This is a genomic window from Mesorhizobium sp. M7A.F.Ca.US.005.03.2.1 (genome assembly GCF_003997795.1).
GTDB classification, from domain to species: domain Bacteria; phylum Pseudomonadota; class Alphaproteobacteria; order Rhizobiales; family Rhizobiaceae; genus Mesorhizobium; species Mesorhizobium ciceri.
In genome coordinates this window covers 1-6,457 of record NZ_RZRP01000327.1, presented here as the reverse complement: position 1 = coordinate 6,457, position 6,457 = coordinate 1, and the positions used below count along the sequence as shown (strand labels likewise).

Below are 6,457 nucleotides of genomic sequence, written 5' to 3'. Positions count from 1 at the left end.
GTGACACGCCTGGCGATCTTCGCATGCATGGCGGCATCCGGCTCGCCGCCGGCGCCGTGCCAGCGGATGATGTGGTCGAGCAGGGCGCCGGTCGCCGACTGGCCGCCTTCCGACAGCCACAGCCTGGGCAGCGCCGCGCCGTAATAGGGACCCCAGACGCCGGCGAAGGGCTGCGGATCCGGTGACATCGCCATGACGCAGCTCGACGTGCCGGCGATCAGCGCCAAATGCCGGCCGATGTCCTGTTGGTCGCCGGCAAAGCCGCCGAGCACGCCAAGCGCACCGGCATAGGCATCGATGACGCCGGCGCCGACCCGGCATTTCTCGCTCAGCCCAAGCTCGGCCGCTGCCTGGGCGGTCAGTTGGCCAATATAAGCGCCGACCGGACTGGCCTTTTCCGGCAAATTGCCGTGCTCGAAAAGATCGCCGAGGCCGACGAGCGCAAAGAAGTCGCGCCGCCAGCCGGCCTCTTCATGCGCCAGATAGGTCCATTTGGCGGTCAGCGTGCATTGCGAGCGGGCCAGCGAACCTGTCGCTTGCCAGGTCAGGAAATCGGTGAGATCGAATAAATAGCCGGCTTCATTCCAGGTCTCCGGCAAATTGCGCTTCAGCCACATCAGCTTCGGTGTCGCCATTTCCGGCGACATGACGCCACCGACGTAATTCAGCACGGCATGGCCGCTTGCCGTGCATTCGTCGGCCTCCGCGATGGCGCGGTGGTCGAGCCAGACGATGGTGTCCCAGCGCTTGTCGCCCGTGGTCGAGATGCTGAGCTGGCCGCCTTGCCGGTCGCGCACCACCAGCGAACAGGTGGCATCGAAGGAGATGCCGACGACCTCCTCGGCAGCTATGCCGGCCTTTTCGCGGGCAGCGCGCACGGCGGCGCAGACGGCCGACCAGATATCGCGCGAATCATGTTCGGCGTGATCGGGCTTCGGCTGGTTCATGGCGATCGGCCGCTCGGCGCGGCCGAGCAAGGTGCCGTTGGTGTCGAGAATGCCCGCGCGAGCGCTCCCGGTGCCGACATCGACCGCGCAAACGAACTGTTTCGTCAAGATGCTCTGTCTCTCGCTCCCAGGCCTGCAATCAGATCGGGCAATTGCAGCATGTCAGCGAATATAAAGTCCGGTTCACTCGACGCAAGCCGCGCTTTCAAGGTCGGGTTGCCGGCGTGCGAGCCGCCGGTGAAGGCAAACACGCGCATCCCCGCCGCCCGCGCGGCAATGATGCCGGCCGGGCTGTCCTCGATGACGAGGCATTTGCGTGGATGGGCCCGCATGCTGGCGGCAGCATGCAGGAACAGGTCCGGCGCGGGCTTTCCCTTGGCCACCATGGTGGCACTGAACAGGTGCGGTTCCATCAGCCCAAGCAATCCGGTGACGTCGAGCGCGTAGCGGATGCGGTCGAGCGTGCCCGAGGACGCGACACAGAACGGCAGCTCAAGCTTCGGCAGCATCTTCTTGACACCGGCGATCGGCTTCAGCTCCTCGCGGAATTTGCGCATCAATTCGACGCGCATCTCGGTCAGGTGCAGGTCGGTAATATCGAGCCCGAAGTCGCGGCCGAGGATCTCGCGCACGCTTTTCATGCTCTTGCCGAGGAAATGCTCGTAGGCGGCATCCTCACTGACGCTGCCGCCGGCAAGCCTGACCATGCCGAGCAGCGCCGAGACGGAGAGCGCCTCGCTGTCGACCAGCACGCCATCGCAGTCGAAAATGACCAGTTCAGGCGTCATGGCCGAGAATGGCTCTCAGAGCTTGCCGGCGAGGTAGCGCGTCAGCGTGGCGCGCGCGCCATTCGCCCACAGCACGTTGAGCGCATGGGCAAAGGCCTCGACAAACGCCGTTGCGCGGCCGACATCGCCATAGATGTCCTCCATGGCGAGCCAGGCGGCGGGAGCGTCCTTTGCTGCCTTTGCCGTCGCCTGCAGCCGGTCCCAACTCGGGTCGTTGGGCTCGATGACGGCGCCGCTGTCCGTCGTGCCGAAGCAATAGCGGCACCACAATGCCGATTCCAGCGCCAGGCCGGCGACGCTTTTCCCAGCCTTCAGCCGGTCGGCGATGGTCGGGATGATGAACTTCGGCTGGCGGTTGGAGCCGTCGAGGCAGAGCCGGCGCACCGTGTCGCCGATCTTCGGGTTGGAGAAGCGGCTCTCGATGAGCTGGTAATAGTCTTCCAGAACCGTGTCCGGCACCGGCGGCACCGTCGGGATGATTTCGTCCCGTTCGAGCTTGGCCAGAAAACCGCTCACCAGCGGCTCCTGCATCGCCTCATGCACGAAATGGATGTCCATCAGGCCGGCCGGATAGGCGATCGCTGCATGGCCGCCATTGAGGATGCGGATTTTCATCAGTTCATAAGGCGCAACGTCTTTGACGAACTGCACGCCGACCTTTTCCAGCGGCGGCCGGCCATCGGTGAAATGGTCCTCCAGCACCCACTGCCGGAACGGCTCGCAGAACACCGGCCAGTTGTCCTCGAGGCCGAAATCCTTGGCCAGGATGCCGCGCTCGCGGTCGGTGGTGGCCGGCGTGATGCGATCGACCATGCCGTTCGGAAAGGCGACATGCTCGCTGACCCAGTTCGCCAGATCCTCGTCGATCAAACGGGCCAGGCCGATGACGCCATCCGAGGTGACATGGCCGTTGTGGGGAATGTTGTCGCACGACATGACGGTGAACGGCACGGTGCCTTCATCGCGGCGGCGCATCAGCCCGGCAAGAATGATGCCGAACACCGTCTTCGGCGTGGCGCCGGCCTGCGCGTCGGCGACGATGTCGGGATGGATCGGGTTGAACACGCCGGAAGCCGGATCGATAAAGTAGCCGCCTTCGGTGATGGTCAGCGAAACGATCTTGATCGCCGGGTCGGCAAGCCGTTTGATGACACCGGCCGCATCGCCAGGCATCAGGAAGTCGATCATCGCGCCGGTGACGCGGGCATTCATATGGCCAGAGTCCTGCTCGACCACCGTGGTCAGCCAGTCCTGCTCTTCCAGTTTGCCGCGGCCGATCTTTTCACCGTCGAACACGCCGGCACCGATCAGCGCCCAGTCATGGCCGATGCCCGCATTGAACAGATCGTCGAGATAGACGGCCTGATGCGAGCGGTGGAAATTGCCGACGCCGAAATGCACGATGCCGGCCTTCAGCGTCGCGCGGTCATACTTCGGACCTGCGACGTTGGCGGGCAGCTTGGAGAGGTTAGAGGACGAGAGTTTCACGGTCATCTGTTTTACCCTTTGGCCGGGTTTCGGCCTTCGTTACGCTCCTCTCCCCGTCGGGGAGAGGATAAGGGGTGGCACTTGCTACGCGCCCGCTGAAGTCGGCCTCTGCTCCCCGCGGAGGGACGAGGAGCAGAGGCCGTCCCCCGCCCTCAACTCATCCACTGGCCGCCATCGACATTGTAGGTCTGGGCGACGATGTATTCGGCGTCGCTGCTGGCGAGAAACACAGCCATGCCGGTGAGGTCCTGCGCCGTGCCCATGCGGCCATACGGCACCGCCTCGCCAACCAGCTTCTTCTTCTCGCCCCTCGGCCGGTTCTCATATTTGGCGAACAGCGAATCGACGTGATCCCAGTGCTCGCCGTCGACGACGCCAGGGGCAATCGCGTTGACGTTGATGCGGTGCTTGATCAGGTCGAGCCCCGCCGACTGGGTCAGCGAGATGACGGCGGCCTTGGTGGCGCAATAGACGCCGACCAGCGCCTCGCCGCGCCGTCCGGCCTGGCTCGCCATGTTGATGATCCTGCCGCCCTTGCCTCGCGCGATCATCGAGCGGGCGGCTGCCTGCAGCATGAACAGCGTGCCGGCGACATTGACGGAAAACAACTTGTCGTAGCTTGCCCTGGTGATTTCGACGATCGGCGCCAGGTCGAACAGGGCGGCGTTGTTGATCAGGATATCGAGGCCACCGGTCTTCGTCTCGACGGCTTTCACCGCCGCCTCGATCGAGGCGAGGTCGGTGACGTCGAGCTTGACCGCATAGGCCTTGCCGCCAATCTCTGCGGCCGTCTTCTGCGCCGCCTCGAGATTGATGTCGGCGATGGCGACGGTTGCGCCTTCGCCGGCATAGGCTTCGGCGAAGGCTCTGCCGATGCCGCGGGCCGAACCCGTGATCAGCGCGGATTTGCCGGCCAGTCGCATGTTCAGATTGCCTTTCCGTCGGCGCCAAAGCGATGCAGCTTGGCCTTGTCTGGTGTCAGGTAAATGGTGTCGCCGTGATGGACGCCGAGTTCGCCGTCGGCGCGCACGGTCAGCGGACCGACGCCGTCGGCCTGGACGTGCAGGAAGGTGTCGGAGCCGAGATGCTCGGCGACGCCGACGACCGCCTTCCATTCGCCCGCCGTGGTCGAGATCTCCAGGTGTTCGGGACGGATGCCGATGGTCTTGGCGCCGTTTTTGGCAGCCGGCGCGCCCTCGATCAGGTTCATCTTCGGCGAGCCGATAAAGCTGGCGACGAACAGGTTCTTCGGCGTCTTGTAGAGCTCCATCGGCGAGCCGACCTGCTCGATGTTGCCGGCGTTCAGCACGACGATCTTGTCGGCCATGGTCATCGCTTCGACCTGATCGTGGGTAACGTAGATCATGGTGGTCTTGAGCTGATGGTGCAGCTCGCTGATCTCCAGCCGCATGGTGCCGCGCAGTGCCGCATCGAGATTGGACAGCGGTTCGTCGAACAGGAAGGCGGTCGGCTGACGCACGATGGCGCGGCCGATCGCGACGCGCTGGCGCTGGCCGCCTGAAAGCTGGCCGGGCCGGCGTTCGAGATAGTTGGTCAGGTTGAGCACGCGCGCCGCGTCTCCCACCTTCTTGTCGATGGTCGCCTTGTCCTCACCGGCCATCTTCAGCGGGAAGCCGATGTTCTTGGCCACCGTCATGTGCGGATAGAGCGCGTAAGACTGGAACACCATGGCGAGCTTGCGCTTGGCCGGTGCCTCGCCGGTGACGTCGCGGCCGTCGATGTTGATGGAGCCGCCGCTGGTGTCCTCGAGCCCGGCGATCAGGCGCAGCAGCGTTGACTTGCCGCAACCCGACGGGCCGACAAAGACGACGAACTCGCCATTCTCGATCACCAGGTCGAGACCGGGGATGATGGACGTCGCTCCGAAGGATTTCGAGACGTTCTTGAGCGTGATGTTTCCCATGGTTTCCTCCCCGAGGGGTTATTTCTGCCGATTGCTTCGGGCAATTCCGTTATTTCACCGCACCAAATGTCAGGCCGCGCACCAGCTGCTTCTGGCTGAACCAGCCCATGATCAGGATCGGCGCGATGGCCAGCGTCGAGGCGGCCGAAAGCTTCGCCCAGAACAGGCCTTGCGGGCTTGAGAACGAGCTGATGAAGGCGGTCAGGGGTGCGGCTTCCGTCGTCGTCAGCCGGATCGTCCAGAACGCCTCGTTCCAGGCCAGGATGATGTTGAGCAGCATTGTCGAGGCGATGCCCGGCACCGCCATCGGCGTCAGCACATAGACGATCTCGTTCCACAGCGATGCGCCGTCCATGCGCGCCGCTTCCAGGATCTCGCCAGGGATTTCGCGGAAATAGGTGTAGAGCATCCACACCACGATCGGCAGGTTGATCAGCATCAGCATGATCATGAGGCCGATGCGGCTGTCGAGCAGGCCTGTGTCGCGGAAGATCAGGTAGATCGGGAACAGCACCGCGACCGCCGGCATCATCTTGGTGGACAGCATCCACATCAAGATGTCCTTGGTCCGCTTGGTCGGCGAGAAGGCCATCGACCATGCCGCGGGTATGGCGACCAGCAGGGCCAGGATGGTCGAGCCGACCGAGAGCAGCACCGAGTTGAAGAAGAACTTGAAGTAGCCGCTCTGTGCCTGGACCTCGGTATAGCTCTCGAACGTTCCCGACGGGATGATGCTGAAGCCCTGGATGGCTTCCTGCTCCGACTTGAACGAGGTGATGATCGTGTAGAGGATCGGGAAGAAGATCAGCAGGGCGACGATCCAGGCGGCAACCGTCGCGATCGTCTTGTGCCGGGTGGTGACTGAGCGTGCCATCGTAGCCTCCCTTACTTGTCCAGGTTCTTGCCGACGGCGCGCATGGCGAAGAAGGCAACGATATTGGCGAGAATGACGGCGATCACACCGCCGGCGGATGCCTGGCCGATTTTGAACTCCAGCAACGCCTTCTGGTAGACGAGGAAGGGCAGGTTGGTGGAGGCATATCCCGGGCCGCCATTGGTGGTGACGAGGATCTCGGCATAGACCGAGAGAAGGAAGATCGTCTGGATCAGGATGACGACCGTGATGGCGCGCGACATGTGCGGCAGCGTCAGATAGATGAAGCGGCTGATGAACCCGGCGCCGTCCATCTCGGCGGCTTCCTTCTGCTCGCCGTCGAGCGACTGCAGCGCGGTCAGAAGAATGAGCGTCGCGAAGGGCAGCCACTGCCAGGCGACGATGATGATGATCGCCAGCATCGGATGTTGCCCGA

7 protein-coding genes are annotated in these 6,457 nt (G+C 63.7%); all 7 read right to left on the bottom strand.

Annotated elements, in window-relative coordinates; translation table 11 throughout:
• Window positions 1-1,055, bottom strand: a 1,055-nt coding sequence (locus EN991_RS18815; RefSeq protein WP_127369289.1) for an FGGY family carbohydrate kinase, incomplete at its 3' end; no start/stop codon positions are given.
• Window positions 1,052-1,735: an HAD family hydrolase gene (locus EN991_RS18810; RefSeq protein WP_127369288.1), complete on the bottom strand. Its 684-nt coding sequence runs from the start codon at window positions 1,733-1,735 to the stop codon at window positions 1,052-1,054. The genes EN991_RS18810 and EN991_RS18815, both read right to left, overlap by 4 nt.
• Before the next feature lie 15 nt (window positions 1,736-1,750).
• Entirely contained in the window at window positions 1,751-3,229 is a 1,479-nt protein-coding gene (locus EN991_RS18805) for a mannitol dehydrogenase family protein (protein ID WP_127369287.1), read from the bottom strand.
• Window positions 3,230-3,375: 146 nt separating this feature from the next.
• Window positions 3,376-4,146 (bottom strand): L-iditol 2-dehydrogenase, encoded by a 771-nt coding sequence (locus tag EN991_RS18800; RefSeq protein WP_013528417.1) that lies wholly within the window; start codon window positions 4,144-4,146, stop codon window positions 3,376-3,378.
• A 2-nt stretch (window positions 4,147-4,148) separates the two neighbouring features.
• The gene (locus EN991_RS18795) at window positions 4,149-5,147 is read right to left on the bottom strand and encodes an ABC transporter ATP-binding protein (RefSeq protein WP_013528416.1); all 999 of its coding nucleotides are present in this window, start codon (window positions 5,145-5,147) and stop codon (window positions 4,149-4,151) included.
• Window positions 5,148-5,196: 49 nt separating this feature from the next.
• A complete protein-coding gene (locus EN991_RS18790) occupies window positions 5,197-6,021 on the bottom strand; it encodes a carbohydrate ABC transporter permease (RefSeq protein ID WP_013528415.1) in 825 nt (274 codons plus the stop codon).
• A gap of 11 nt (window positions 6,022-6,032) precedes the next feature.
• Window positions 6,033-6,457 (bottom strand): sugar ABC transporter permease (locus tag EN991_RS18785; protein WP_164769193.1); only part of this gene is annotated, 425 nt, incomplete at its 5' end.